Here is a 25,621-nt window from a genome sequence, read left to right as displayed (position 1 = left end):
CGACACATCAGACCCAGCCGGGAAGCCAGTTGTGCAATCGGTAGTACTCGTAGGGCACCTCGATGGCCGACCACAGCGGGAACCAGAACACCGCGATCGCGACGACCAGCACGAGGAAGCCGATGACGATGCGTTCGAGCGGGCGTCCCCCTCTCTTCGACGCCCGGACGTCGCGCACCGCGGCCTGGATCACGAACACGAGCGCGAGCAGCAGGAACGGCTGGATGAGCACCGTGTAGAACTGGAAGATCGTGCGCTCGGGGAACAGCAGCCAGGGCACGTAGGTCGCGACGACACCCGTGAAAACGATGGCGTACCGGCCGTCGCGTGTGCGCGCGAACAGGTAGACGAGGAACAGCACCGCCGCCACGCCCGCCCACCACACGATGGGGTTGGGCATGCTGTACAGGATCTGCCAGCACCCGTTCGCGTCGGTGCAGCCGTCGGTGCCGGCGGGGGTGCTGCCGGCGTACATCGAGGTGGGGCGCAGCAGGAGCGGCCACTGCGCGGCGGGGCTCGCGTAGGCGTGAGCGGTCGACATCGCCGCCGTCGACCCGTACATCGCCTCGTGGTAACGCCACAGGCTCTGCAACGGGAGCGGGATCGACGACCACAGGCCCGTGGCCGGGTCGGCATCGGCGGAGTGGCGGTCGTACCCGCCGTCGGTGAGGAACCAGCCCGACCAGGACGCGAGATACACCACCAGCGCGACGGGCACGAGGAGCAGGAACGACACCACGCCCTGACGCAACGCCGCGTCGGCGGGCCAGAAGAGCACCCCCGCGCGGCGGCGCGCCAGCGCGTCGCTGACGACCAGGTAGATGCCCAGCGCCGCGAGGACCCACACACCCGACCACTTCACCGCCGAGGCGGCTCCCGCCGCCGCTCCCGCCGCGATCACCCAGGGGCGGTTCCACAGGACCGGTCCCCACGCCGGACCGCCGACGTCGTCCCATCGCAGTGCGGCTCGCGCCGCGAGGACCACCCGATGCCTGCGCCGGTCGAGGACGACGAACCAGAACGCCAGCAGGGTGAACAGGGTCAGGAAGATGTCGAGCAGTGCGACGCGGCTCATGACGATCCCGAGCCCGTCGATGGCGAGCAGACCCGACGTGAGCGAGGCGAACACGAGCGAGCCGGTGAGGCTGCGGGCCAGCAGGTACAGCACGAGGACGCACGCGACACCGGCCAGGGCGGTGCCGAGCCGCCACGCGAGTGTCGAATCGGCCCCGAGCACGGCCATCGGCAGTGCGATGAGGTACTTCCCGAGCGGGGGATGGACGACGAAGCTCCCCGTCGTGGTGAAGATGTCGCTCTCTCCTGCGAGGAAGCGCTCGTCGGCGCCGTCCGGCCAGGTCGCGGCGTACCCGAGCACCCACTGGCTCCAGGCGTCCTTGACGTAGTAGGTCTCGTCGAAGACCACCGCGTGCGGATGGGCGAGGTCCCACATGCGCACGACGGCCGCGAGCAGAGTGATCGCCAGCGGCAGGATCCACCCCAGGCGGCGACGCAGAGCCGCGTCTCCCGACAGGCGCCGGTGCCACCGATCGAGCAGCGTGGGACGCGCCTCGGTGGGCAGCGGCTCAGCGGTCGTCGTCACGCCGCCAGCCTATGCTGGGGCGGTGATCATCCTCGCCGCGACGCCCATCGGCAACCTCGGCGACGCAACCACGCGACTGGTCACGGCCCTCGAGAACGCGACGACGATCGCGGCCGAGGACACCCGCACGACGCAGCGCCTCCTGCAGGCCCTCGGTGTCGCGAACCGGCCCCGGCTCATCGCCCTCCACGACCACAACGAGAAGCAGCGGGCGGATGAACTGGTCGAGCGCGCCCGCACCGAGGACGTGCTCGTGCTCAGCGACGCGGGGATGCCGACGGTGAGCGACCCCGGGTTCGGGCTCGTCGCCGCCGCGGCCGCCGCGGGGGTCGTGGTGACGGTGCTGCCGGGACCGAGCGCCGTGCTCGCCGCGCTCGCCGTGTCGGGACTGCCCACCGACCGGTTCGCCTTCGAGGGCTTCCCCCCGCGCAAACCGGGGGAGCGGCGACGGCTGTTCGCGGAACTGGCCGGCGAGCGACGCACACTGGTCTTCTTCGAGGCGCCCTCGCGCATCGCCGAGGTGCTCGCCGCCATGGCCGATGCGTTCGGCGCGGACCGCCGCGCGGCCGTGTGCCGCGAGCTGACGAAGCTGCACGAGGAGATCGCGCGCGGCACCCTCGGCGAGCTCGCCGCCTGGGCTGCTGCGGGCGTGCGCGGCGAGATCGTGGTCGTCGTCGAGGGGGCGGGGTCGCACGAGGTCGACCCCGCGGACGCCCTCGCCCAGGTGCAGCGGCTCGTCGCCGACGGCATCCGGCTGAAGGACGCGGCCGCCGAGGTCTCGGCCGCCACCGGCCTGTCGTCCCGCGACCTGTACCAGGCTGCGCTCGCCGCCCGTCGCTGACGCGTCGAGCCCCGGCCCGCGTCACGCGAGAACGCACCGTCGCCGCGAGCGCGCACCGTTGCGGGTGCGTGCTCGCGGCGACGATGCGTTCTCGCCGGCTCGGGCCGTTCCGGTCAGCTCCGTCCGCTCCGCGTGCGCAGTCGCAGGAGCACCATGCCTGCGGCCAGCAGGAACGCACCGATAGCGACCGGTGCCCAGGGAAGGGTGCCGCCGGTGGCGGAGAGCGAAGAGCCGCTCGGCGCCGCGCCGCCGCTCGTCGCGGTGCCGCCCGCGACCGGGTCGTCGGATGCCGCGGGGACGGGCGTCCCGCCGTCCGAGGGTGCTGGACCCAGGGCGACGAGGGAGCCGAGAGCCGCATCGAGGGCGTCGAGCGCGGCGTCGGTGGCCTCGGGGGTGGGCACGAGCTGAGCGAGGACCGCGCGGGCCACGCCGAGGGCCTCGTCGACGGCTGCGACGGATGCCGGGGTGAACGCGGACCGGTCGATCCCCTCGGCGCGCGCGACGGCCGCTTCGAGCGCGGTGGTGTCGGCGGCGACGGCGGCGACGCGGGTGAGGGTGACGTCGTCGATGCTGCCCCAGGCGCCGGCCGACAGCTGCGCGTCGATGCGGACCGTGGCGGTGCCGTCGGCGCCCACCTCGACCGCATCGGTCACCGGCGTCGACCAGACGCGGTACCCGTCGAGCGCGAAGTCCGCCGACGCGGATGCGGTGGCTTCCGTCTCCACGCCAGGCCCGGACGAGACCGTGATGCGGATGCTGTCACCCGCGGCCTCGCCGTCGCCCTGGACCGCTCCACTCGCCCGGTAGGTGCCCGCCGGCAGGCCGGTCACCGTCTGCTCGATGGCGAAGGCGTAGTCGCTGCCGAGCCAGAAATGGGTCGAGTGGTCGCCGGTGCGCGGGTTCTCGGTTCCGCCCAGCGTCACCCCGGTGCCCGAGACGCGCCACACCGAGAGGTCGTCGTCCTCGAACCCGCCACCGGCGAGGAAGTTCCGCTCGCGCACCGTGACGGTCGCGGAGGTCTGCTCGCCGCTCTCGGTGAGCCCGGTGAACGCGTAGGTGCCGGGACCGGCGACCGGTCCCGTATCGGGGGTCCAGGCGACGTGCTCCTGTCGCGTCGTGCGGTCGTTGTACGACACCGCGACGGTGTCGGGCAGGACGACCTCGTCGCCGTCGTCCACGGCGAGTGACACCGACTGCACGGCGACGACCTCGAGCGGCGCGACCGAACCCGTGCGGACGTACGAGAAGGTGTTCAGCGAATCCAGCGGCATCCCGTCAGGAGCGAAGAGCGCCTGGTTGTCCCACGCCGATCCGCCGAAGTGCTCCCCGGCGTCCTCGGGGTCGTACTCCGCCGCGAAGCTCGAGGCCCAGCCGGATCCGTCGCGCTCCCAGAGGGTCCTGTTGGCCTCCAGTTGCGCGGGCGGGCCGACGGGAAGCCACGCGGGCTCCCAGTAGTAGACCCCGAGACCGGCGTCGCCGACGGCGGCCACGGCGGCCATCACATCGCTCAGCGCCCAGGCCTGGCCCTGCTCGCTGACGGGGTACCGGGTGGCCTCCGCGGGGACGTCGATGACGTTGCCGTGGCCGTCCGCGTCGTCGAGCGTGGAGGCCCACGACGTCTCGGCGACGAGGACCTTCTTGCCGTAGTCGTCGGCGATCTGCGACAGCACGGCGGTCAGGTTCTCGGTGGAACCGTGCCAGAACGGATAGTACGACGAGGCGAAGACGTCGTAGTCGACATCGCGGTCATCGAGCTGCTTCGCGATGTTCGCGTACCGGCCGGCCGTCTCGGGATTCGTGAAGTGCAGCGCGACGAGGGCATCGGGTGCCGCGTCACGGACGGCGGCCGAGCCGGCGGAGAACAGTGTGGCAGCCGCATCCCAGTCGTCGGCGTCGGCGACCTGGACACCCGCGATGCCGTTGTTGGTCTCGTTGCCCACCTGCACCATCTCGACGTCGACCGCCGCGGCCTCGAAGCGGTCGAGCGCGTCGTGCGTGAAGTCGTAGAGGGCCTCGGCGCGCGCATCGAGCGAGAGCCCCTCCCAGGCCTTCGGGGACTGCTGTTTGGCCGGGTCGGCCCAGAAGTCCGAGTAATGGAAGTCGACCAGCACGCCGAGGCCCGCAGCCGTGGCCCGCTGGCCTATTTCGACGGCGCGCTCGACGTCGACATCGCCGCCGCCGTAGCCGTTGCCGTCGGCGTCGAACGGGTCGTTCCAGACCCGGACTCGGACGTCGCTGACACCGGCGTCGGCGAGGATCTCGAACAGGTCGCCGGGTGCGCCCGTGGCATCGCGGAAGACGACTCCCGAGGCTTCGAGTGAGAGCACCGACGAGACGTCGACGCCACCGATGAAGTCGTCGGAGAGCCCGTCGATCTTCGGCACGGTCACCGCGGCGGCGACGGCGCCGTCGGTGGGCGCCGCGACGGCGGATGCCGGGAGTGCGAGACTCGCGCCGGCGACGGATGCGGCAGCGAGGAGCGCGAGGGCGCGCGGTGCCGGTCGGGGGGTGGGGGACATGATGACCTCTCCCCGGGCTCGACGACGAGCCCGGGATCGTACCGGTGGGGGATGGTGGCGCCGCCCGTGCCCGACCGGGTGGTGTCGGGCACGGGCGGATGATCAGACGGGGCGGTCAGCCCTTGACCGATCCGGCGGTCAGGCCGCCGATGATGTAGCGCTGCAGGGCGAGGAAGAGCACGAGCACCGGAATCGAGGCGAGCACGGCGCCCGCGGCGAACAGGCCCCAGTTGCTCGAGAGCTGATTCGAGACCCACTGGAACATGCCGACGGCGAGTGTCCAGTTGTCCTGCGAGACGAGCACGATCTTCGAGATGATGTAGTCACCGAACGAGGCGATGAACGCCAGCAGTGCCACGACCGCGAGGATCGGCGTGACCAGCGGCATGATGATGCGCCAGAAGATCTGCGCGTGGGTGGCGCCGTCGATCTTCGCCGACTCGTCGAGCTCCATCGGGATGGTGTTGAAGAAGCCGTACATGAGGAAGGTGTTCACCCCGAGCGCACCGCCGAGGTACACGCAGATGAGCGCGATCTTGGAGTTGAGCCCGAGCGCCGGGAACACCTCGCCGAGGGCCAGCAGCATCAGGAAGATGGCGACGAAGGCCAGGGCCTGCGGGAACATCTGGATGATGAGGAGCGCGGTGAGGCCGGGCCGGCGGCCGCGGAAGCGGAATCGCGAGAACGCGTAGGCCGCCGCGGCGCCCATGAGCACGGCTCCGATCGCCGAGGCCCCGCTGACGAGCAGGGTGTTGCCGTACCAGGTCCAGTACGACGAGTTGCCCAGCGCGACGAAGTTGGCGAGGTCGAACACGCCGAACAGCTGATTGCTGGCCGCGAGGTTGCCCCGCGGGTTCAGCGAGGCCGACACGACGTACAGCAGCGGGAAGATCGCGTAGAAGAGGATGACGAGGGCGACGAGGTACTTCCAGCCGACGTCGAGCACCCATCGGCGGCGGCGGGCGTTCGTGCGGCTGGACGTCGGGCGAGCGGTGGTGGTGGACATCACTGGTACTCCTCCAGCTTGCGGGTCTGACGGAACGCCAGCGCGGAGATCAGGCCGACGACGATGAAGACGAGGATCGACAGGGCGCTCGCGAGGCCGTAGTCGGCGGCGCCGCCCGAGACCCCCGAGATGTCGTAGATCGCGGAGATGAGGATGTCGGTGGCTCCGAGGGCGTACGGCGCCCCGGGGATGGCCGGTCCGCCGCTGTTGAACATGTAGATGACGGTGAAGTTGTTGAAGCTGAAGGCGAACGACGAGATCAGCAGCGGTGCGGTGGCGACGAGCACGAGCGGCAGGATGATCGACCGCATCTGACGCACGCGCCCGGCGCCGTCGATGGATGCCGCCTCGAGCGTGTCGGCGGGCAGCGCCTGCAGCGCCCCGGTGCAGACGAGGAAGTAGTACGGGTAGGTCAGCCAGACGTTGACGAAGAGCACCGCGAACCGGGCGAGCCACGGATCGCCGAGCCAGTCGATGTTCGCGCCCCCGAAGAAGAACTCGTTGATCACGCCGAACTCGGCGTTGAACATGCCCCGGAAAAGCAGCGCCGACATGAAGGCCGGGAACGCGTAGGGGAGGATGAACAACGTCCGCAGGATCTTGCGCCCCTTCACGCGCGGGTCGTTGAAGATCAGGGCGAACAGCAACCCCATCGCGAACGGCACGATCACCGACAGTGCAGCCCAGACGAACGTCCAGAGCGTGACCAGTCCCAGCGGCTCGAGCAGCGCGGGATCGGTGAACAGGGTGAGGAAGTTGTCGAACCCGACGTTGACGACCCAGCCCGTGGCGAGCGACGAGCCGTCGGCGGCCTGGAAGGTACCCCGGTCGGTGGCCTCGTACACGGTGCCGGTGGCCGTGTCGGTGATGGTCTGAGCTTCGGCGTCCCACGTGAGCGTCGAGAGGTAGACGGCGCCGCTGGACCCGTCGCGGGTGCGGATGGAACCGTCATTCGGGTCGTCGGACACGGGCACCCGGAGTTCGACGACGGTGTTCTGCAGCGTCGTGTCGCCGAGGAACGTGCCGCGGGGCACGACGTTCCACCCGGGCACCTCGGTCGGCACGCCGCTCCCGGCGGCATCGCCGACGGTCTCGAGGGGCTGCTCGGCCGAGCCGGCCTTGATCTCGCCGTCGTCGACGATGGCGAAACCGTACTCGCCGGCGCGTTCGACGACGGCGAGCGGGTAGGTGGGGGAGTCGTCGAGTCGGCGTTCGCCCTGGATCAGCGCGGCCTCGACGGCCTGCTCCTGGGAGCCGACGTGGCCGGCGCCATAGTTCGTGAAGGCGATGTAGGCGGTGTAGCCGAAGATGAAGACCTGGAACACCAGCAGGAAGCCCAGCCCGGGAAGCAGGTACTTCAGGGGGAGTGCTCGCTTGGTGAAATAGACCACGTCAGCGGCGATGAGCAGCACCGCCGCGGCGGTGGCGATCACCCACGACTCGGCCTGGACGGCCGAGAAGATGCCCATGAGGCCGAACGCGTTGACGACGGCCATGAGCAGGAGCTTGACCAGGAAGCCCCAGCCGAGTCCGTTCCATCGACGGCCGTGCGGCTCGGCGCCGGCCGCGGACAGCGGGGTCTGAGGCGGCGGCGCGCTCTCGCTCACGGTTCCCTGTGGGACCGACATGTGCATCTCCTTCGACATTCCTACGACGAGGGTCCGGGGGCGGAGTCTCCTCCGCCCCCGGAGGGGATCAGCCGATCGCGGCCTGGACGTCGGTGACCATCGTGTTCCAGGTGCCGACGGGGTCGGCGCCCTTGATGATCTGGACCTGCGCGGCGTTCCAGAGGTCCCAGACCGAGCCCATCTCGGGGATCGAGGGCTGGGGCACGCCATTGGCGGCCGAGGCGAGGAAACCGGCGATGATCGGGTCGCTGGCGACCTCCTCGGCGACGCTCTTCCACGCGGGCAGACGCGGGTCGGCCTCGTAGAGCGCGCGCTGCGCGTCGTCGGTGGCCAGGTAGGTGGTCAGGAACTCCTGCGCGAGCAGCGCGTTGTTCGACTCCGAGCTGACGTAGAAGCCCTGGACGCCCACGAACGGCGCGGCGGTCTCGCCGCCGGCGCTGGGGATGGGGCTGACCTTGACGTTGACGCCCTCGGCGGTGAGCGCCTCGATGGCCCACGGGCCCTGCACGGTGTACGCGGCGGTACCTGCGGCGAAGAGCTCGTTGTTGGTGTCGTAGTCGATGGTGGTGGAGATCTCGCCCGAGCCGGCCTCTCCGTGTGCGCCGAGCCACGTCGCGAAGGCCTCGCCGCCCGCGCCGCCCATGCCCACCTCGGAGGTGTACGAGCCCGACTCGTCCTGCACGAAGACGGGGGCGCCGAACGAGGTCTGGAAGCCGTACATCGTGTAGGCGTCGCCGGTCTGGCCGGCGGTGTTGATCACGAGCGAACGCTCGGCGCCGGCGGCCTGGGCGGAGGCGACCATCTCGTCCCAGGTGGCGGGGGCGGTCTCGCCGACGAGGTCGGTGTTCTGCACGAGCGCGATCGTCTCGAGCGCGTACGGGAAGCCGTAGACCTGGCCGTCGTAGGTGAACGCGTCGAGCGCGACCTGCTCGATCTGATCGGCCGCGGCACCCAGGTCGACGGTGTCGACGACACCGGCGGCCACGAAGGCGCCGAGGAAGTCATGGGCGCCCACGGTGATGTCGGGGCCCTCACCGGTGGGGACCTGGTTGATGAAGTCGTTGCGGATGTCCTCGAAGTTCTTCTCGACGAGTTCGATCTCGGTGCCGGTCTCGGCGGTGAACGCCTCGGCGGCGGCCTGGATGGCCGGCGCGCGGTTCGCGTCGGTCCAGACGACGAGCGCGGAGCCCGATCCGCCGCCGGCGTCGCCGCTCTCGGTGGGGGTGCTGCCGCCGGAGCAACCGGCCAGCAGGACGGTGGTCGCCGCGATGGCGACGATTCCGGTCCCGATCTTGCGCATGGATCTTCCTTCCGAAGTGGTCGATCGGGATACCTCGCGAGAGGTCGCTCCGTCACGACCGGTGTGGGATGCCGCTGCCGGGTGGCGTCGGCGGTTTCTCAGTGCATGCCGGGGGACGTCGGCTGTCCTCCGGCGGTGGGGTCGGTCAGCGACCACCCCCGGTTGCTGTGCGCGGTGCGCGGATGACGGCGACGTCGCCCGCACTCACCTCCAGCGTGCCCTCGATGGCGGCGCCTGTCATCAGGTCGACGCCGTCGAGGGCGAGTCTTGCGTCGGTCGCGGAGTGGTTGATCGCGACGACGAAGTCGTGCTCGTCACCCGAGCGTCGGATCACCTCGAGGCCGGCCGGGGCGTCGAAGGGTGCGAGGCCCGCTTCGACGTAGACCTGGCTCATCACCGCGCGCAATGCGGCGGCATCCGGTCGGGTGCTGATGTACCAGCCGGTTCCGGCGCCGTGTCGCCGGCGGGTGATCGCGGGCTGGCCGGCCCCCGGTCCGTCGAGGTAGGTCGCCACCGTCTCGGCGCCGGTGACCACGAGGTGCTCGTGCCAGATGTCGGCCGCGAATGTGTCGTCGCCCAGCGTGATCGTGGTCGAAATGCCGGCACGCAGTGGCAGGTGCTCCTCGACGCGGATACCGAGGGCGGGCTCGAGCGGCGCCGCGAAACCACCGGGATGCACGGCGTCGTTCTCGTCGACGACCGCCGAGAAGAACGACACCACGAGGGTGCCGCCCGCCTCGACGTACGCGTTGAGGTTGTCGGCGTCGGCCTGGCGCAGCAGATACTGCGCGGGGGCGATGACCAGCTTGTACGACGAGAGGTCATGGCCGGGCAGCGCGAAGTCGACGGCGATGTTGTCGCGCCAGAGCACCTCGTAGAAGGCCCGGATGCGCTCGTCGTGCGAGACGTCCTCGGACGGACGCCACTCGAGGTCCTGTGCCCAGAACGACTCGAAATCCCACAGGATCGCGACGTCGGCGTGCACCCGCGACCCGCGCATCTCGGTGAGCTTGCCGAGGCGGGCGCCGAGGTCGACGACCTCGCGGAAGACGCGCGAGGACGTGCCGGCGTGCGGGAGCATCGCCGAGTGGAACTTCTCGGCGCCCGAGCGTCCGGCGCGCCACTGGAAGAAGAGGATGCCGTCGGCTCCGCGACCGAGATGCGACAGCGAGTTGCGGGCCATCTCTCCGGGCCGCTTGGCGACGTTGCGCGGCTGCCAGTTCACGGCCGAGGTGGAGTGCTCCATGAGGATCCACGGCTTGCCGCCGCCGACCGACCGGGAGAGGTCGGCGGCGATGGCCAGGCCGATCTCGCCCTCCTCGTCCGCCGCCCAGAGGTAGTGGTCGTCCGAGACGATGTCGACCTCGCGTGCCCACGACCACAGATCGACGCCGTGATGCTGGTTGGCCATGAAGTTGGTGGTCACGGGGAGCGACGAGAACCGCCGGATCGCGTCGCGCTCGGCGACGAAGCAGGAGCGCAGCTGCGCGTCGGTGAACCGCGCGAAGTCCAGACGCTGAGCGGGGTTGATGACCGAGGGGGCCGTGGCGGGAGCGCCGATGTGCTCCCAGTCGGTGTAGTGCTGACCCCAGAAGGCGGTGCCCCAGGCGGCGTTCAGGGCGTCGAGAGCGCCGTACTTCTCCTGCAGCCAGGTGCGCCAGGCGCGGACGGCGTGGGGCGAGTAGTCCTCGCCCACCGGGACGCCGTACTCGTTGTGCACGTGCCACATCACCACGGCCGGGTGCTCGGCGTACCGCTCGGCCAGCGTGCTCGCGATGCGGACGGCCGCCTCGCGGTACGCGGGTGCGGAGTGCGAGGCCATGCCGCGCGAGCCGAACCCCATGACGACGCCGTCGCGGTCGACCGCGCGAGCGTCGGGGTGGTTCGCGAAGAACCAGGCGGGGGGAGAGGCGGTCGGGGTCCCGAGGTCGACGGCGATGCCGTTCTCGTGCAGGAGGTCGATGATCTCGTCGAGCCACTCGAAGTCGAACTCGCCCTCGCGGACCTCGATGAGCGCCCAGGAGAAGATGCCGACGCTGACGAGGTTGACGCCGGCCTCGCGCATGAGGCGGACGTCTTCGCGCCAGACCTCGCGGGGCCACTGCTCCGGGTTGTAGTCGCCGCCGTAGGCGATCCCGTCGATGGCCGGCCAAACGCTCGCAGGCATGAAACGCGTCCTCGTGTCTCGTGAAGGTGCCCGGTCGAACTGTGACCGGTCACAGGTTATGGTCCCAGAGTAGGCGAGGAGTGGCGACGTGACCGTTGTCGTTACCGAACTGTGACCGGTCCCAGCTGTGCAGGCGCGCTGCGGGCGCGCGTCCGGGCGCACGGCCCCGGCCGGAGTATGCTCGCCGACGTGAACGGCACCACCGGCGCGTCGCGCAAACCGACCATCCGCGACGTCGCGGCGGCGGCCGGTGTCTCGCACGGCACGGTGTCGCGCGTGATCAACGGCGGACACTGGGTCTCACCCGAGGCTCGCGAGGCGGTGGACCGGGCGATCCGCGAGACGGGGTACACCGCCAACCACGCGGCGCGGAGCCTGGCCACCGGCAGGTCGAACTCGCTGGCGTTCCTGCTGACCGAGCCGCAGCACCTGCTCTTCGCCGACCCGACCTTCGCGCTGCTGCTGCGGGGGGCTACCGAGGCGCTCGCGCAGCGGTCGATGACCCTGGTGCTCATGATCGCCGACACCGCCGCCGAGCGGGCGAACGTCGAACGCTACGTGCGGGCCGGGCACGTGGACGGCGTGCTGCTGATCTCGTCGCACGAGTCGAACCCGCTCCTGGCCTCCCTGATCGCCGCCGGCGTCCCCACCGTGTGCACCGGCGTTCCGCTCGGCGACCGCGCCCGCGTCCCGACCGTCTCGGTCGACGAGCAGGAGTCGGCGCGCGTGATGACCCGTCATCTGCTCGCGCAGGGACACCGGCGCATCGCCGTGATCACCGGGCCCGACGACACGCCGGGGGGCCGCTACCGGCTCGAGGGCTTCCGCGACGAGATGGGCGAGCTGTTCGATCCCGCGCTGGTGGAGCAGGACGTCTACTCCAGCGACGCCGGAACCGCGGCCATGACCCGCCTCCTCGAGCGCGCCCCCGACATCGAGGCCGTCTTCGCGGCATCCGATGTCATGGCCGTCGGCGCGATCGCCGCCATCCGCCGCAGCGGGCGCCGCGTGCCCCACGACATCGCGGTGGCCGGCTTCGACGACTCCGGCCTCGCCGTGACCCACGATCCGCCGCTGACGACGATGCGCCAGCCCTGGGCCGAGATCAGCTCGGCGATGGTCGACATGGTGCTGCAGGTCATCGCGGGGGGCGATCCGGATCCGCTCGTGCTGCCGACGACCCTGGTCGTGCGCGAGACCGCCTGAGCGCGCTCCGGCCCGACACACGGCTCCGGGCCGCCGCCGCCGCGAACTAGAATCTCGGGGTGAGCAACGGGCGCAGTTTCTACATCACCACGCCGATCTACTATCCGAGCGATCTGCCGCACATCGGGCACGGCTACACCACGGTCGCCGTCGACACGCTCGCGCGCTGGCATCGGCAGGCCGGAGACGACACCTGGATGCTCACCGGCACCGACGAGCACGGTCAGAAGATGCTCCGCGCGGCGGCGGCGAACGACGTCACCCCCCAGGAGTGGGTAGACAAGCTCGTCGAGGAGTCGTGGTTCCCGTTGCTGCGCACCCTCGACGTGGCCAACGACGACTTCATCCGCACGACCCAGGAACGCCACGAGGAGCGCGTCAAGGTCTTCGTGCAGACCCTGTTCGACCGCGGCTACATCTACGCGGGCGAGTACGCGGCGCTGTACTGCGTCGGATGCGAGGAGTTCAAGCCCGAGGCCGAGATCGTCGCCGGCACCGGTGCCTTCGAGGGTCTCAAGGTGTGCGCCATCCACTCGAAGCCGCTCGAGCTGCTGCAGGAGAAGAACTACTTCTTCAAGCTGAGCGAGTTCCAGGATCGCCTGCTCGAGCTCTACCGGACCGTTCCCGACTTCGTGCGGCCGGAGTCGGCGCGGAACGAGGTCGTGTCCTTCGTGCGATCGGGCCTGAAGGACCTCTCGATCTCGCGCTCGGCGTTCGACTGGGGCATCACGGTGCCGTGGGACCCCTCGCACGTGATCTACGTGTGGGTCGACGCGCTGCTGAACTACGCCACGGCGATCGGCTACGGCACCGACCCCGAACAGTTCGACCGTCGGTGGCCCGCGTTCCACGTGGTGGGTAAGGACATCCTGCGTTTCCACGCGGTGATCTGGCCCGCCATGCTGATGGCCGCCGGGCTCGACGTGCCGCGCGGCGTCTTCGCACACGGCTGGCTGCTCGTGGGCGGCGAGAAGATGTCGAAGTCCAAGCTCACCGGCATCGCGCCGACCGAGATCACCGACGTCTTCGGCTCCGACGCCTACCGGTTCTACTTCCTCTCGGCCATCGCCTTCGGACAGGACGGCTCGTTCTCCTGGGAGGACCTGTCGGCGCGGTACCAGGCGGAGCTCGCGAACGGCTTCGGCAACCTCGCCTCGCGCACGATCGCCATGATCGAGCGCTACTTCGAGGGTGTCGTCCCGTCGCCGGCAGAATACGCGGCGACGGACCTCGAGATCCAGCGCGTGGTGTCGGAGGCCGCGCACGCGGCCGACACGGCCATGGAGCGGTTCCGGCCCGACGAGGCGATCGCCGCGATCTGGACGATCGTCGACGCCCTCAACGGCTACATCACCGAGAACGAGCCGTGGGCTCTCGCCAAGGACGCCTCGCAGCGCGCACGCCTGGGCACGGTGCTCTACACCGCCGGCGAAGGGCTGCGCGCTCTGGCCGTGCTGCTGTCGCCCGTGATGCCGGAGTCGACGGCGAAGCTGTGGACGGCGCTCGGTATCGACGCCCGCCTCGAGGACCAGCTGCTCCGCGAGGCCGGCGCATGGGGTGTGCTCCCCGCCGGCACGAGCGTCAACGGCCTCGCGCCGCTGTTCCCGCGCGTCGAGCAGACCGCCTGACCGATGGTCGACTCGCCGGAGAACGCGGATCGGGGGCGTGCGACACCGTCACTGCGCGTTGAGCCGACCGACGACGTCTCGCAGTACGTGCGGCAGCGCTCGCAGGCGGCGCGCGATGTGCGCTGGCCGGCGCCCCCGGAACCGCTGACGGTGCCGGTCTACGACAACCACACCCATCTCGAGATCGAGGACGGCGACGAGCCGCGCTCCCTCGGGGAACAGCTCGACCTCGCGGCATCCGTGGGTGTGGCCGGTGTGGTGCAGGCCGGCGGCGACATCGAGTCGTCCCGATGGTCGGCGTGGGCCGCGGCCTCCGATCCGCGCGTGCTGGCGGCCGTGGCCGTCCATCCGAACGAGGCTCCCGTGTACGCCGCCGCGGGCCGGCTCGACGAGGCGCTCGGCGTGATCGACGAGCTCGCCGCCCAGCCTCGTGTGCGCGCGATCGGCGAGACCGGACTGGACTTCTTCCGCACCGGCGAGGACGGCCTGCCCGCGCAGTTCGCGAGCTTCGAGGCCCATATCGCGCTCGCGAAGAAGCACGGGGTCGCCATGCAGATCCACGATCGCGACGCCCACGACGCGGTGCTCGAGACGCTGCAGCGGGTCGGCGCCCCCGAGCGCACCGTGTTCCACTGCTTCTCGGGCGACGCCGACATGGCGCGCATCGCCGCAGACCGCGGGTACTGGTCGAGCTTCGCCGGCAACGTCACCTTCAAGAACGCCCAGAACCTGCGCGACGCGCTCGCGGTCACTCCGCGTGAGCGCATCCTCGTCGAGACGGACGCGCCGTTCCTCACGCCCACCCCGCATCGCGGCCGGCCGAACGCGCCGTACCTGATCCCGGTGACCCTGCGCTTCATGGCCGAGGAGCTGAACGTGGACGTCGACGAGCTCGCGGCGCAGGTCGCCGCCAACACCCTCGAGGTCTACGGCCCGTTCTGAACGGCGCCGGTCAGCGGGTGGACGAGCCGCGGACGATCTCCCACGGCAGATCGACCACATCCGGCGAGGTCGCATCCCGCACGGTGCTCAGCGCCTGGAACATCGCGGCGGGCGCCAGCTCGGGGTGAACGCACACGTGGGTCACACCCAGGCGGGTATTGATCGCGCAGTCGGTGGTGCACAGCGCGACGAACTGCATGTCGCGGGGGATGACGAAGTCCATCTCCTCGAGCTGGAGGTAGATCGCCGGGCCCTCCTCGGCGAACGAGAAGATCGCGTCCGCGCCCGCGGCACGCAGCTCGCCCACCCGGCGGGGGAGCGAGCCGTGCTCGGCATCGACGTGGGCCACCAGGGGCGTCCGGCCGCGTACCGTGCTCCACGCCCGGTACGCTGTCTCGCCGATCTCGTCGCGCGGCGAGCCGGCGTCGTCCACGAGGAAGCCGATCCGGGTCGCGCCGCCCGCCTCGAGCAGTGCGAGAGCGGCACGCACGGCCTCGTCGTATCCGGTCCGCACCGTGATGGACAGGTCCGTGTCGACGTAGAGATCGTTCGTCGCGACCGGGATGCCGCGGCCGACGGCCTCGCGCAGGAGCAGGTCGTCGGCGGCGACCTCGGCGAAGTACACCACGTCGATCTGTGCCCCGCGCAGGAGATCCGGGCGTGCGGCGGGGAGCATCGTGACGGTGAACCCCTGTTCGGCTGCGGCTCGCACGAGCGCGCCGATGTGCCTGCTGCGATGCAGCGCGCCGCGCTTGGACAGGTCGAGCTCCGCGCCCTCGGGCACGACGAAGCCCACCGACATCGTGCGTCCGCTGCGCAGCGCGGCGGCGTACTTGTTGGGCTGGTACCCGAGCTCGGCGGCGATCGACTTGATGCGCTCGCGCGTCTCGGGGCGCAGGCTCCCGCGATCGTTCAGAGCCTGGCTGATGGCGGCCGTGGAGACACCCGCGCGCAGCGCGATGTCCTTCAGGGTCACCTGTCGGCTCATGACGGCTCGGCTCCCGCAGCCTCGGGAAAGACCGTGCGCACGGCGTCCGACCAGGCCGCGCCCGACCCGGAGGAGGCGAGCGTGTGGCCCTGGGCGATGAGCCGGTGCAGCAGCACACCCGAGAAGTGCCGGAGCGCGGCCTCGACCTGCGGTGACTCGCCGCGCAGCCGCGCGCGGTCGATCTCGTCGTCGAGGATGCCGGTGATGTAGCCGCGCATCGCGACGACCGAGGGGGCGACCTCGTGCACGCGGCGGGCGGCGGCGTGCCGTGCGGCTGCGCCGGCGACGATCTCACGGGCCTCGCCGAGCGTGGCGAACTCGTCGATCGGGGCGTGGACGCGGATGGTCTCGAGGTCGAGCAGCTCGACGTCGGGCACGCCCCGCATCGCCGGGTCGACGTTCCGCGGCAGACCGAGGTCGATGATCAGCTGGGTGCGCTCGGCCCCGGCCCGACGTGCGGCGTGCTCGGAGGCGGTCAGCGCGTACGTGTCGGTCGTCGTGGTGCAGGTGACGATGACATCCGCCGCGGCCGCCTCCTCGGCGTAGTGCTCGGCATCGACGGCCACGAGATGCTCCCGCTGCGCGAAGCGGCTGCGCCCCGATCGGGAGTGCACGCGGACATCGGTGGCACCCTTGTCGCGGAGCGCGGCGAGGGATGCCGCGGCGTAACGGCCGGTGCCCACCAGCAGCACGCGGGCTCGCGACCAGTCGGCGACCCGAGACGAGGCGAGCTCGAGTGCGAGGCGCACGAGCGAGCGGCCCGACTCGCCGATCCGCGTGCTGTTCTTCACCGCGCGAGAGGTCTCGGTCGCCCGCTGGAAGAGGTGCTCGAGCGGGGCGGTGGTCAGCCCGCCACGTCGCGCGTCGTCGAGGGCCCGGCGTACCTGGCCGGCGATCTCGTCCTCGCCGACGGCGACGGAGTCGAGGCCCGATGCGACGGAGAACAGATGGTGGGCGACACGGTTGCCGTGTTCGAAGTCGACGGTTTCACGCACGGTGCGGTACGGCAGCTCGCTGAGCTTGGCGATCTCCTCCATCGCGGCATCCATCGCGGGGATGGTCGAGGGGAAATCGACATCGTCGCGGAGGTCGAAGTACGCCTCGAACCGGTTGCAGGTCGCGAGGACGACGGCCCCCTGGATGGCTTCGTGGGCCTGTGTCAACCGGGTGCCGACGTCGTCTCCGATGACGGAGAGTCGCTCCAGAGAAGCGAGTGGCGTAGAGCGCTGATGCGCGGTGAGAGCGACGAGCACGTGCGGAAGAACCCCCTGAGATCGTGACTAGTATATCGATTAACTCATTCGAGGAGATCATCATTCCGGCATCCGCCCACCCTCTCATCGCGCATGCGACCGGCTCGAGCCGTCTCGTGCGCACCCTGCTCGGCGAACGCGTCGAGAAGACCCCCGTCTGGTTCATGCGGCAGGCGGGCAGGTCGCTGCCCGAGTACCGGGCTCTGCGCTCGCAGGGCACCATGCTCGATGCATGCCTCACCCCCGAGCTGGCGAGTGAGATCACCCTCCAGCCGGTTCGCCGCCACGGTGTGGACGCCGCCATCTTCTTCAGCGACATCATCGTGCCGCTCGCGATCCTCGGGATCGACGTCGAGATCGCGGCCGGACGCGGTCCGGTCTTCTCGAAGCCGCTGCGCACCGGCGCCGACATCGCCCGCGCCGTCGAGATCGATCCCGCCCTCGTGCGCGAGCGCGGCGGGGCGATCGCCCGCGCGGTGGAGCTGACCACCGGCATGCTCGCCGAGGAGTCCGAGACGCGCGGCGAGCCGTTGCCGCTCATCGGTTTCGCCGGCGCTCCGTTCACTCTCGCGGCGTACCTGGTGGAGGGCGGCCCGTCGAAGGACCATATGGCTGCGCGACGCCTCATCCACGAAGATCCCGCCGCGTGGGCCGCGCTCACCGAGTGGCTCGCCCGGGTGACCGGGGAGTTCCTCGCGCTGCAGATCGCGTCGGGCGCCAGCGCGGCGCAGCTCTTCGACTCGTGGGCGGGGGGACTGCCTCCCGAGGACTACCGGTCCGCAGCGCTCCCGGCCTCCGCGGCGTCGTTCGAGGCCGTGCGCGCGCTCCCCGTGCCCGCCGGTGCGGGCATCGACCACATCCCGCTCGTGCACTTCGGCGTCGGCACGGGCGAGATCCTCGCCGACATGGCCTCGATCGGCATCGATGCGCTCGGCGTCGACTACCGCGTGCCGCTCGACGAGGCCGCGCGCCGGGTCGGTACGGATCTGACGCTGCAGGGCAACCTCGACCCCGCGTTGTTGTTCGCGCCCGCGCCGGTGCGCGACGCCGCGATCGGTCGCATCCTCACGGCCGGACGCGCGGCGCGCGCACACGTGTTCAACCTCGGTCACGGCGTGCCGATGGAAGCCGATCCCGACGCGATCAGCTCCGTCGTGCGCACCGTGCACGACTGGCGAGCGGCATGAGGTCCGACGTCGACCTCGTCGTCGTGGGCGGCGGCATCGCGGGTCTCGTCGTGGCCCTCGAAGCCGCCACCGCGGGCGCCGGTGTCGTCGTGCTCGAATCCGACGACCGCGTCGGTGGCATGCTGCGACGCGGCCGCCTCGCCGGCATCGACATCGATCTCGGTGCGGAGTCGTTCGCCAAGCGCACCGATGCCGTGCCGCGTCTGATCGCCGACTTCGACCTCCCGCTCGAGATCGTGACGCCCCGTTCGGGGCCGGCGCACCTGGTGTCGCCGCGTGCGGGCGGACGGTGGAGCCGATTGCCGCTCCCGCGCCGCACGGTCATCGGCATTCCCGCCGATCCGCTCGCCGCCGACGTCGTGGCGATCATCGGCGAGCGGGCCGCGCAGCGCGCCGCCGCCGAGGTCGGCGGAACACCGCTCGACCCGACCGCGTCGCTCGCCGACGTCGTCGAGGAGCGTCTGGGTGCCGGCCTCCTCGACGGTCTCGTCGATCCGCTCTGCCGCAGCATCTACTCCCAGCCCGCCGCCGCGGTGCCGCTGCCGCGACTGCACCCCAAGATGTGGACGGCGTTCGAGCGCACCGGGTCGCTGCTCGCTGCCGCCGCCGAGGTCGCGCCGGACGCCCCGGGCGGTACGGCGGTGGGCGGCATCGCCGGCGGCATGTGGCGGCTCGCCGAAGCCGTGGCTGCGCAGGCGCGCTCGCGCGGAGCCGACATCCGCACGAGCCGCACCGTCCGCGCGCTCAGTGCCGGCGCCGGCGGCGTGGCCGTCGAGCTCGACGACGCGACGCTGCGATCCCGCGGCGTCGTGGTCGCCACCGGACCGCGCGCGGCGGCGCAGCTGCTCGGGATGACGCCCGCGGCGATCGACGACGCCGCTTCCGCGCCGATCCAGCCGGCCGTCCGGCTGCTGACCGCCGCCGTGACCTCCGTCGGGCTCTCGGCCGAGCCGGTCGGGTCGGGTGTCATCGTGGCACCCGGCGCCCGGACCGCGGCCAAGGCGATGACCCACATCGATGCGAAGTGGGCGTGGGCCCGTGCCGCCCTCGCCGCCGACACGCACGTGGTGCGCCTCTCGGCCCGCGCCGACGACACTGCGGGTCTCGACTCCGCCGCCGCCGTCGCCCGCGAGATCACGCAGCTGACCGGTGTCCGCATCGACCGTGGCGACATCGGCGAGATCATCACCACCCGCTGGCGCGACGCGGTGGTGCCGGCGGAGTCCGACGACTGGACGCGCGCGGTGATGGATGCCGCCGTCCGCGGCATCCACGTCACCGGCGCGGTCGCCGCCGGCACGGGCCTCGCCTCCGTGATCCCGCACGCCCGCGCCCTCGCGCAGCAGCTCTTCTCCGTCCCCGCCGTCCGAAAGGAGCCCCGATGACCGAACAGATCCCGCTCGGTTACACCCTCTTCGCGATCCTCGCCGGTCCTCGTCCGCGCCCACAGGCACCGACCGAGCCCGACCTCGCCGAGATCGAGCGCGTCGTCGCCGACCTGCCCGCCGCCGGGGTGACCGTGCGGGGCCTGTACGACGTGACGGGCATGCGCGGCGGAGCCGACCTGATGGTGTGGCTGCACACCGCTCCCGGATCCGCCGACGACCCGGCCGCCTTGCAGCGGGCGCTGCGCGCTCTGCGCCGCACGGCTGCACTGGCGGCGTTCGAGCTCGAATGGAGTGCGATGGGCGTGCACCGCGAGGCGGAGTTCAACAAACGTCACGTGCCGGGATACCTGCGCGGCGAGCATGCACGCGACTGGCTGTGCCTCTATCCGTTCGTGCGCAGCTACGAGTGGTACCTGCTTCCCGAGGACGAGCGATCCGCCATGCTCGCGCAGCACGGTCGCCGTGGCGCGGTCTTCACGGACGTCATCGCCAACACCGTGTCGACCTTCGCGCTGAGCGACTACGAGTGGCTGCTGCCCCTCGAGAGCGACGAGCTGATCAGCCTGGTCGATCTGATGCGCGACCTGCGCGCCACCGATGCGCGGCGCCACGTGCGCGAAGAGGTTCCGTTCTACACCGGCCGGCGTGTCGAGATCGCCGAGCTCGCGGAGGTGCTGTCCTGATGAGCGAGAACGAGTTCCGCCCGAAGCCTCCCCGCGCCACCAGCGCTCCGGCCTGTGCGCCGGGATGCGCCGTCCCCGCGGCCAGTCCCGCGGCGTGCAGCGGTGCGCCCCACGTGAGCGAGCCCACGACTTACGACGCGCTCCTCCTGCTCGGCTTCGGCGGACCCGAGGGCCAGGACGACGTGCTGCCCTTCCTCCGGAACGTCACGGCGGGCCGCGGCATCCCCGACGAGCGACTCGAAGAGGTCGCCCACCACTACCGCCACTTCGGCGGCGTGTCGCCGATCAACCAGCACAACCGCGAGCTCAAGGACGCCCTCGAAGCCGAGATCGCGGCGCGCGGGCTCGACCTGCCGGTGTACTGGGGCAATCGCAACTGGATGCCCTACGTCGACGATGCGTTGCGCGCGCTCCACGCCGACGGTCACCGTCGGGTGATCGCGGTGGCGACCAGCGCCTACAGCTCGTACTCCTCGTGCCGGCAGTACCGCGAGGATCTGGCCGACGCGATGGAGGCCACCGGGCTCGGTGCCGAGATCCAGATCGACAAGGTCCGGCAGTTCTTCGACCACCCGGGCTTCGTGGCGCCGTTCGTCGAGGGGCTGCGCGACGGGCTCGCGGCGGTCGCCGAGCGCGGCATCGCACCGGACGAGGTCGAGATCCTCTTCTCGACGCACTCGATCCCCAACTCCGACGCCGACCGCTCCGGTCCGCCCGAGCGCGGCTTCGGGCCCGGCGGCGCCTACGTCGCGCAGCACACGGCCGTCGCCGAGGCGATCGTCGCCGAGCTCGGCACGACCAGCCCGTGGCAGCTGGTGTTCCAGAGCCGATCCGGTCCGCCCCAGGTGCCCTGGCTCGAGCCCGACATCAACGATGCGATCGCCGAGCTGCCGGCCGCCGGGCGCAGGGCCATCCTGATCGTCCCGCTCGGCTTCGTCAGCGACCACATGGAGGTGCTCTGGGACCTCGACACCGAGGCGATGGAGACCGCCGAGGAGCACGGCCTGTTCGCAGTCCGCACGGCCTCGCCCAGCACCCACCCCGCCTACGTGAGCGGGCTGGTCGACCTCGTGCAGGAGAGGCTCGACGCGACCCCCGTCGACGAGCGACCCGCCGTGACCGCGCTGGGGCCCTGGTACGACGTGTGCCGCCCCGGCTGCTGCGAGAACAAGCGTCTCGGCTTCCAGCCGGCGCTCGCGGGGGTGGCGCCGTGACCGAGGCTCCGGCGCTGCGGCTGGGCACGCGGGCGAGTCTGCTCGCCACCACCCAGTCGCAGCACGTCGCCGATGCGATCACGGCGTCCACCGGCATCCCGGTCCGTCTGGTCGAGATCACGACCGACGGCGACGTGCTGACCGGATCGCTCGCGCAGATGGGCGGGACGGGCGTGTTCGCCACGGCGCTGCGCGAGGCGCTGCTGCGCGGGGACTGCGACCTCGTCGTCCACTCGATGAAGGATCTGCCCACGGCTCCGTACGCGGGGCTCGAGATCGCGGCCGTCCCGTCGCGCGCGCCGCAGCGCGACGTCCTCTGCGGTCCCGACGCGGCGACGACGCTGGATGCCCTGCCCGCCGGCGCCGTCGTCGGCACGGGGTCACCGCGTCGTGTCGCCCAGGTGCTGCGCCGCCGACCCGACCTGCAGGTGCGCGACATCCGCGGAAACGTCGATACGCGGCTGCGCAAGGTCCGCGACGGAGAGTACGACGCCGTCGTGCTCGCCGAGGCCGGACTGCGACGCATCGGTCGTGACAGTGTGATCGGCGAGACGTTCGCCCTCGACGCCTGGCCGACCTCGGCCGGACAGGGAGCGCTGGCCGTCGAGATCCGCACCGCGGACCGCGACGGTGCGATCGGACGCGCCGTGAGCCTGATCGACGACGCCCAGTCCGCGGCGCGGGCTCTCCTCGAGCGCGCCGTGCTGCGACGGCTCGAGGCGGGCTGCGCAGCCCCGGTGGGGATCTCGGCGACGGGTCTGGGCGACGAGACGGTCTTCCTCGCCGAGGTCTACGGCCCCGCGGGGGCGCGCACCGTGCGCGCCGCGCGCGCGCTGCACGCGGACCTCGCGTCGCCCGACCAGCGCGAGAGCATCGCCGCCGAGGTCGTCGCCGAGCTGCTGGACGGCGGTGCCGCCGACTTCGCCGATCTGCCGGGGACCAGCCGATGACCGGCGCGCTGCGGGGGCGCCGCGTCCTCATCCCGCGCGGCGGTGCATGGGGTGACCGGGTTCGCGCCGAGATCGAGCGACGCGGCGCGACCGGCGTCGTCGCACCGCTCATCGAATCGCGCCCGCCGCGCGACGTCGCCGCCCGTGACGCCGCCTTCGCCCGGCTCGCGGCGGGGGAGTACGCGTGGGTGTTCATCACCAGTGCCGCCACCGTCGAGCAGCTCGTCGCCGCGGGGGCGACCATCCCGGTGGGCACCCGCATCGCCGCCGTCGGACGACCCACGGCGAGGGCGGTGGCCGATGCCGGGTTCGAGGTCGAGTTCGTCCCCGTCGGCACGTCGTCGGCGACGAACATGATCGCTCAGTGGTGCGCGGGCAGATCTCCCCGCTCGACCGGCCGCTGCCTGGTCCTGCGCTCCGACCTCGCGATGGCCGTCATCAGCGACGAGCTCGAACTCCAGGGCTACGAGGTGGACGTCTGCATCGCGTATCGCACCGTGGGCGTCGATCTCGATCCGGCCGTCGTCTCCGATGTCCGCACCGGCACGATCGACACCGTGCTGCTGACCTCTCTGAGCGTCGGGCGCGAGCTGCGCCGGCAGGTCGGCGTGCCCGGCCCCGAGGTCTTCATCGCCTCGATCGGCCCGGGGACGACCCGGGATGCCGAGAAGCTCGGCTACACCGTCCATCACACCGCCCACTCGCAGAGCGTCGACGCCCTTCTGGCAGAGCTCGACGCGCGAACCGCAGAGGATCCCTCATGAGCACCTTCCCCGAGCGCCGCCTGCGCCGCACGCGCCGAACTCCCGCGATGCGCCGCCTCTCGACCGAGCACCACCTCGACGCAGCGCAGCTCGTGCTCCCCGTCTTCGTCAAGGAGGGCATCGACGCGGCACAGCCGATCGCGAGCATGCCCGGGGTGATGCAGCATCCGCTCGCCGACATCGCGACGGTCGTCAGCGACGCGGCCGAGGCCGGCGTCGGCGGCATCATGCTGTTCGGTGTGCCCGCGGTGCGCGACGCCCAGGGCTCGGGCGCGGTCGCCGAGGACGGCATCCTGAACCGTGCGATCCGCGTCGCTCGGGATGCCGCGCGCGGCGCGATCACGGTGCAGGCGGATCTCTGCCTCGACGAGTTCACCGACCACGGACACTGCGGCCTGCTCGCCGCCGACGGCTCGGTCGACAACGACGCCACGCTCGAGGTGTACGCCCGCATGGCGGTGGCCCAGGCGCGCGCCGGCGCCGAGGTGCTCGGCCTGTCGGGGATGATGGACGGCCAGGTCGCGGTGATCCGCGCGGCTCTCGACGCCGCCGGGCACAGCGATGTCGCGCTGCTCGCCTACTCCGCGAAGTACGCCTCGGCCTTCTACGGCCCCTTCCGCGACGCCGTCGAATCCACCCTGCAGGGCGACCGCCGCACCTATCAGCTCGACCCCGCCAACGGGCGCGAGGGCGTCGCCGAGGCGATGCAGGACATCGCGGAGGGCGCCGACTACGTCATGGTCAAGCCCGCCGGTCCCTACCTCGACGTGCTCGCCCGCGTCGCGGACGCGGCGACGGTGCCGGTGTGGGCGTACCAGGTGTCGGGGGAGTACGCGATGATCGAGCTCGCCGCGCGCGCAGGTGCGATCGACCGGGACCGTGCGATCGGCGAGTCGCTGATCGGCATCCGCCGTGCCGGTGCCGACGTCATCCTCACATACTGGGCACGCGAAGTGGCGGGCTGGCTCCGCTCCGGAAAGGACCTCGCATGACGCGCAACGACGACCTGTTCGAGCGGGCACGCGCCGTCATCCCCGGCGGGGTGAACTCGCCCGTCCGGGCGTTCGGCTCCGTAGGCGGCACGCCCCGCTTCTTCGTGTCGGCGGCCGGGCCGCTGGTCACCGACGCCGAAGGCCGCGACTACGTCGACCTCGTCGCCAGCTGGGGGCCCGCCCTCGTCGGACACGCGCACCCCGAGGTGATCGCGGCCGTCGTCGAGGCCGCGGGGCGGGGCCTGTCGTTCGGTGCGTCCACGCCGGCCGAGACCGAGCTGGCCGAGGAGATCCGCCGACGGGTGCCCATCGCCGAACGCATCCGGCTCGTCTCGACCGGCACGGAGGCGACCATGACGGCGATCCGGCTCGCGCGCGGCGCGACCGGGCGCGACCTGCTGGTGAAGTTCTCCGGCCATTACCACGGTCACTCCGACGGACTGCTGGCTCAGGCCGGTTCGGGGCTGGCGACTCTCGCACTGCCCGGGTCGGCGGGGGTCCCCGCTGCCATCGCGGCGCAGACACTCGTGGTGCCCTACAACGACCAGGCGGCACTCGATGCGGTCTTCGCCGAGCACGGCGACCGCATCGCCGCCGTGATCACCGAGGCCGCGGGGGCGAACATGGGCGTGGTGCCCCCCGCACCGGGCTTCACGCGTTTCCTGCGCGAGCTCACGCGTCGACACGGCTCCCTCCTGATCAGCGACGAGGTGCTCACCGGGTTCCGCTCCGGTCCCTCGGGCTACTGGGGCGTGCTGCGCGAGGCGGGCGAGGACGTCGCCCCCGACCTGCTGGCATTCGGCAAGGTCGTCGGCGGGGGTCTGCCCGTGGCCGCGATCGCGGGGCGCGCCGAGATCATGGAGCTCCTCGCGCCCCTGGGGCCCGTGTACCAGGCCGGCACGCTCTCGGGGAACCCCGTCGCCGTCGCCGCAGGGCTCGCCACGCTCCGGCTCGCCGATGCCGACGTCTACGCCCGCATCGGCCACGCCGCCGACGTGGTCGCGTCCGCGACGTCCGCGGCCCTGGACGAGGCGGGCGTGCCGCACGTCGTCCAGACCGCGGGCACGCTGTTCAGCGTCTTCTTCGGCGCCTCGGTCGCCGGGGGAGTTCCCGACTACGAGACGGCGACGACGCAGGACACGGCCGCGTACGCCGCGTTCTTCCACGCGATGCTCGACGCGGGCGTGTCGCTGCCGCCGTCGGCCTTCGAGGCCTGGTTCCTCACCGCCGCCCACGACGACGCCGCGCTCGAGCGCATCGTACGCGCGCTTCCCGCTGCCGCCCGCGCCGCGGCCGCGGCGACCCGGGCCTGATCGAGACCGAGCAGGCGGGGCGGGAGGGCGCGTCGCAACTAGGCTGGTTTTC

General features: G+C 71.5%; 20 protein-coding genes. 12 read left to right on the top strand and 8 right to left on the bottom strand.

What is annotated here, in order from left to right:
- Positions 1–7: 7 nt before the first annotated feature.
- On the bottom strand, positions 8–1,600 hold the full coding sequence (locus HW566_RS02200; RefSeq protein WP_178010014.1) for a dolichyl-phosphate-mannose--protein mannosyltransferase: 1,593 nt from the start codon (positions 1,598–1,600) through the stop codon (positions 8–10).
- A 22-nt stretch (positions 1,601–1,622) separates the two neighbouring features.
- Here HW566_RS02200 and rsmI point away from each other — a divergent pair, with 22 nt between their 5' ends.
- Entirely contained in the window at positions 1,623–2,441 is an 819-nt protein-coding gene (gene rsmI / locus HW566_RS02195; RefSeq protein ID WP_178010012.1) for a 16S rRNA (cytidine(1402)-2'-O)-methyltransferase, read from the top strand.
- 113 nt (positions 2,442–2,554) lie between these two features.
- Here the strand turns inward: rsmI and HW566_RS16180 are convergent, their stop codons facing one another.
- The 5 genes from HW566_RS16180 to HW566_RS02170 form a co-directional block, all read right to left on the bottom strand.
- Positions 2,555–4,960, bottom strand: a complete 2,406-nt coding sequence (locus HW566_RS16180) for a glycosyl hydrolase 53 family protein (RefSeq protein WP_218621640.1) — start codon at positions 4,958–4,960, stop codon at positions 2,555–2,557.
- A 115-nt stretch (positions 4,961–5,075) separates the two neighbouring features.
- Positions 5,076–5,966 (bottom strand): sugar ABC transporter permease, encoded by an 891-nt coding sequence (locus HW566_RS02185; RefSeq protein ID WP_178010010.1) that lies wholly within the window; start codon positions 5,964–5,966, stop codon positions 5,076–5,078.
- Positions 5,966–7,594 (bottom strand): ABC transporter permease subunit, encoded by a 1,629-nt coding sequence (locus tag HW566_RS02180; protein ID WP_178010008.1) that lies wholly within the window; start codon positions 7,592–7,594, stop codon positions 5,966–5,968. Before HW566_RS02180 ends, HW566_RS02185 begins: the two co-directional genes overlap by 1 nt.
- Before the next feature lie 67 nt (positions 7,595–7,661).
- Positions 7,662–8,894, bottom strand: coding sequence for a sugar ABC transporter substrate-binding protein (locus HW566_RS02175; RefSeq protein ID WP_178010006.1), 1,233 nt, complete (start codon positions 8,892–8,894; stop codon positions 7,662–7,664).
- 145 nt (positions 8,895–9,039) lie between these two features.
- Positions 9,040–11,061 carry a beta-galactosidase gene (locus tag HW566_RS02170; RefSeq protein WP_178010004.1) on the bottom strand — a complete coding sequence of 674 codons (2,022 nt, stop codon included), beginning with the start codon at positions 11,059–11,061 and terminating at the stop codon, positions 9,040–9,042.
- Between the two features lie 189 nt (positions 11,062–11,250).
- Here HW566_RS02170 and HW566_RS02165 point away from each other — a divergent pair, with 189 nt between their 5' ends.
- Genes HW566_RS02165 through HW566_RS02155 form a run of 3 tightly spaced genes read left to right on the top strand, consistent with a single transcriptional unit; the run spans position 11,251 to position 14,837 of the window.
- Positions 11,251–12,267, top strand: a complete 1,017-nt coding sequence (locus HW566_RS02165; RefSeq protein WP_256728828.1) for a LacI family DNA-binding transcriptional regulator — start codon at positions 11,251–11,253, stop codon at positions 12,265–12,267.
- Between the two features lie 59 nt (positions 12,268–12,326).
- Positions 12,327–13,895: a methionine--tRNA ligase gene (gene metG, locus HW566_RS02160; protein WP_178010000.1), complete on the top strand. Its 1,569-nt coding sequence runs from the start codon at positions 12,327–12,329 to the stop codon at positions 13,893–13,895.
- 3 nt (positions 13,896–13,898) lie between these two features.
- Entirely contained in the window at positions 13,899–14,837 is a 939-nt protein-coding gene (locus HW566_RS02155) for a TatD family hydrolase (RefSeq protein WP_178009998.1), read from the top strand.
- Positions 14,838–14,847: 10 nt separating this feature from the next.
- Here HW566_RS02155 and HW566_RS02150 read toward each other — a convergent pair whose 3' ends face one another.
- Entirely contained in the window at positions 14,848–15,825 is a 978-nt protein-coding gene (locus tag HW566_RS02150; RefSeq protein WP_178009996.1) for a LacI family DNA-binding transcriptional regulator, read from the bottom strand.
- Positions 15,822–17,078 carry a glutamyl-tRNA reductase gene (locus HW566_RS02145; RefSeq protein ID WP_178009994.1) on the bottom strand — a complete coding sequence of 419 codons (1,257 nt, stop codon included), beginning with the start codon at positions 17,076–17,078 and terminating at the stop codon, positions 15,822–15,824. Before HW566_RS02145 ends, HW566_RS02150 begins: the two co-directional genes overlap by 4 nt.
- Before the next feature lie 164 nt (positions 17,079–17,242).
- On the opposite strand from HW566_RS02145, the gene hemE reads away from it, so the two are divergent.
- Genes hemE through hemL form a run of 8 tightly spaced genes read left to right on the top strand, consistent with a single transcriptional unit; the run spans position 17,243 to position 25,569 of the window.
- On the top strand, positions 17,243–18,265 hold the full coding sequence (hemE, locus tag HW566_RS02140) for a uroporphyrinogen decarboxylase (protein WP_256728930.1): 1,023 nt from the start codon (positions 17,243–17,245) through the stop codon (positions 18,263–18,265).
- Positions 18,262–19,650 carry a protoporphyrinogen/coproporphyrinogen oxidase gene (locus HW566_RS02135; RefSeq protein ID WP_178009991.1) on the top strand — a complete coding sequence of 463 codons (1,389 nt, stop codon included), beginning with the start codon at positions 18,262–18,264 and terminating at the stop codon, positions 19,648–19,650. Before hemE ends, HW566_RS02135 begins: the two co-directional genes overlap by 4 nt.
- Positions 19,647–20,336, top strand: coding sequence for a hydrogen peroxide-dependent heme synthase (gene hemQ, locus HW566_RS02130; protein WP_178009989.1), 690 nt, complete (start codon positions 19,647–19,649; stop codon positions 20,334–20,336). The genes HW566_RS02135 and hemQ overlap by 4 nt, the downstream gene beginning before the upstream one ends.
- Positions 20,336–21,550 carry a ferrochelatase gene (locus HW566_RS02125; protein WP_178009987.1) on the top strand — a complete coding sequence of 405 codons (1,215 nt, stop codon included), beginning with the start codon at positions 20,336–20,338 and terminating at the stop codon, positions 21,548–21,550. The genes hemQ and HW566_RS02125 overlap by 1 nt, the downstream gene beginning before the upstream one ends.
- Positions 21,547–22,500, top strand: coding sequence for a hydroxymethylbilane synthase (gene hemC / locus HW566_RS02120; RefSeq protein WP_178009985.1), 954 nt, complete (start codon positions 21,547–21,549; stop codon positions 22,498–22,500). The genes HW566_RS02125 and hemC overlap by 4 nt, the downstream gene beginning before the upstream one ends.
- Positions 22,497–23,264, top strand: a complete 768-nt coding sequence (locus HW566_RS02115) for a uroporphyrinogen-III synthase (RefSeq protein ID WP_178009983.1) — start codon at positions 22,497–22,499, stop codon at positions 23,262–23,264. Before hemC ends, HW566_RS02115 begins: the two co-directional genes overlap by 4 nt.
- Complete coding sequence (hemB, locus tag HW566_RS02110) at positions 23,261–24,256, top strand: porphobilinogen synthase (RefSeq protein WP_178009982.1); 996 nt, start codon at positions 23,261–23,263, stop codon at positions 24,254–24,256. The genes HW566_RS02115 and hemB overlap by 4 nt, the downstream gene beginning before the upstream one ends.
- Positions 24,253–25,569 carry a glutamate-1-semialdehyde 2,1-aminomutase gene (hemL, locus tag HW566_RS02105; protein WP_178009980.1) on the top strand — a complete coding sequence of 439 codons (1,317 nt, stop codon included), beginning with the start codon at positions 24,253–24,255 and terminating at the stop codon, positions 25,567–25,569. The genes hemB and hemL overlap by 4 nt, the downstream gene beginning before the upstream one ends.
- Positions 25,570–25,621: the final 52 nt, after the last annotated feature.

The organism is Microbacterium oleivorans (assembly GCF_013389665.1).
Lineage (GTDB): Bacteria > Actinomycetota > Actinomycetes > Actinomycetales > Microbacteriaceae > Microbacterium > Microbacterium oleivorans_C.
This window is presented reverse-complemented; position numbering and strand designations above follow the sequence as displayed.

Excerpts from the sequence above, each read along its gene's own strand:
- hemL (WP_178009980.1), top strand. The coding sequence starts at position 24,253 with ATGACGCGCAACGACGACCTGTTCGAGCGGGCACGCGCCGTCATCCCC.
- HW566_RS02150 (WP_178009996.1), bottom strand. The coding sequence starts at position 15,825 with ATGAGCCGACAGGTGACCCTGAAGGACATCGCGCTGCGCGCGGGTGTC.
- HW566_RS02170 (WP_178010004.1), bottom strand. The coding sequence starts at position 11,061 with ATGCCTGCGAGCGTTTGGCCGGCCATCGACGGGATCGCCTACGGCGGC.
- HW566_RS02135 (WP_178009991.1), top strand. The coding sequence starts at position 18,262 with ATGAGGTCCGACGTCGACCTCGTCGTCGTGGGCGGCGGCATCGCGGGT.
- HW566_RS16180 (WP_218621640.1), bottom strand. The coding sequence starts at position 4,960 with ATGTCCCCCACCCCCCGACCGGCACCGCGCGCCCTCGCGCTCCTCGCT.
- HW566_RS02180 (WP_178010008.1), bottom strand. The coding sequence starts at position 7,594 with ATGTCGGTCCCACAGGGAACCGTGAGCGAGAGCGCGCCGCCGCCTCAG.
- hemQ (WP_178009989.1), top strand. The coding sequence starts at position 19,647 with ATGACCGAACAGATCCCGCTCGGTTACACCCTCTTCGCGATCCTCGCC.
- hemB (WP_178009982.1), top strand. The coding sequence starts at position 23,261 with ATGAGCACCTTCCCCGAGCGCCGCCTGCGCCGCACGCGCCGAACTCCC.
- HW566_RS02185 (WP_178010010.1), bottom strand. The coding sequence starts at position 5,966 with ATGTCCACCACCACCGCTCGCCCGACGTCCAGCCGCACGAACGCCCGC.
- HW566_RS02155 (WP_178009998.1), top strand. The coding sequence starts at position 13,899 with ATGGTCGACTCGCCGGAGAACGCGGATCGGGGGCGTGCGACACCGTCA.
- HW566_RS02175 (WP_178010006.1), bottom strand. The coding sequence starts at position 8,894 with ATGCGCAAGATCGGGACCGGAATCGTCGCCATCGCGGCGACCACCGTC.
- hemE (WP_256728930.1), top strand. The coding sequence starts at position 17,243 with ATGCGGCAGGCGGGCAGGTCGCTGCCCGAGTACCGGGCTCTGCGCTCG.
- HW566_RS02125 (WP_178009987.1), top strand. The coding sequence starts at position 20,336 with ATGAGCGAGAACGAGTTCCGCCCGAAGCCTCCCCGCGCCACCAGCGCT.
- HW566_RS02115 (WP_178009983.1), top strand. The coding sequence starts at position 22,497 with ATGACCGGCGCGCTGCGGGGGCGCCGCGTCCTCATCCCGCGCGGCGGT.